This is a genomic window from Rhizobium sp. NPDC090279 (assembly GCF_044769665.1).
Classification (GTDB): domain Bacteria; phylum Pseudomonadota; class Alphaproteobacteria; order Rhizobiales; family Rhizobiaceae; genus Rhizobium.
This window is the reverse complement of the sequence record NZ_JBIVYI010000047.1, coordinates 1-1,376: the sequence shown is the minus strand read 5'-3', so window position 1 is coordinate 1,376 and position 1,376 is coordinate 1. Positions and strand designations below refer to the sequence as shown.

Below are 1,376 nucleotides of genomic sequence, written 5' to 3'. Positions count from 1 at the left end.
TGCCGCGTTGGCAGAAGCGGAGCGTCTGGCTGCCTATAAACTCACAAAATAGCAGCATAAGCTTCCACCCGCCGTGGCCCCAGAACGGCGCTTACTGTGTTCCCAACTGAGCGGCGAGACATGCTTGAGCAGATCGTCGGGAATATTCCGGCCCCGTTGGCGCAGGTGAGCCGTGGCCCTGCTGAGATAGACGGTGTTCCAGTGGACGATGGCGCTAACCACGAGATTAAGGCCGGACGCGCGGAATGCCTGACTGTCAAAAGACCGATCACGGATTTCACCGCGTTCATGGAAGAAGACGGCACGTTTGAGCTTGTGCGCGGCTTCGCCCTTGTTGAGCCCGGCCTGGCAGCGCCGACGCAAGCCTGGGCTCGAATACCACTCAATCATGAATAAGGTTCTCTCGATGCGGCCAAGCTCGCGGAGCGCCTTCGCCAGTTCGCTGGATTTCGACGACGCGGATAGTCTTTTGAGGATCGTCGACGGCGCGACGGTGTGGGTTGTGATAGAGGCGGCCAGACGCAAGAGATCGTCCCAGTGGTCAAGGATGAGTGCTGTATTGATCGGCGCGCCGATATGGTTGGCCAGCGCCGGATATGCACCGGCCTTTTCGAAGGTGTGGAACTTCCGGTCCTTGAGATTGCGTAGTCGAGGTGCGAAGCGCTTACCGACCAAGGCAAACAGCGCAAAGACATGGTCACTGGCGCCGCCGGTATCGGTGAACAATTCCTCTATTTCCAGGACCGTGTCATGATCGAACAATCCGTCGAGGACATAGACCGCCTCGCTCTCGGTCGGGCTGATCGGCAGGATGCTGAAGTAGCCATACTGATCTGAAAGCCCGCTATAGAACTTCGATCCGGGCTCGCTGCCATAGTGGAGATTGATATCGCTTCGCTTGGCGGCCCGATCGCTGGCCCGGAAGAACTGCCCGTCCGATGACGCGGTCGTTCCATCACCCCAGAGCTGTGAATGCGGATGGCGAGTATGCGCATCGGTCACACATGCCTGCGCGGCTCGGTAAGTTTCGGATCGGGCGTGGAAGCTGCGCATCCAGCCAATCTGATGGGCACTGATGCCTTTCGACGCGCCCGCCATGCGTTTCGGGCCGAGGTTTGTGCCATCGGCGAGAACGCCGGCCAGCATGGCCGAGATGCTCTGGGGGGCATCACCGGTCCGGACATGGGTGAACTGGTCGGCAAATCCCGTCCATTCATGCACCTCACGCAGCAGATCCGGGACTTCGACTAAAGGGTGTCAATGCCGCGTGAATTTTCCTCAGAGGAGGTGCGGACAAATTCTTGGACGGCTTATGCTGCAATTCCAAGATTCCGGCGGAATTCCGCGGGGCTAATCCCGCCCAGTGAGAGCTTTAT

Annotated in this window: 1 pseudogene; it reads right to left on the bottom strand. The window is 59.0% G+C overall.

What is annotated here, in order from left to right:
* Positions 1-96: 96 nt before the first annotated feature.
* Positions 97-1,257: pseudogene (locus tag ACIQWP_RS31885) on the bottom strand (Tn3 family transposase); the annotation flags it as partial.
* Positions 1,258-1,376: the final 119 nt, after the last annotated feature.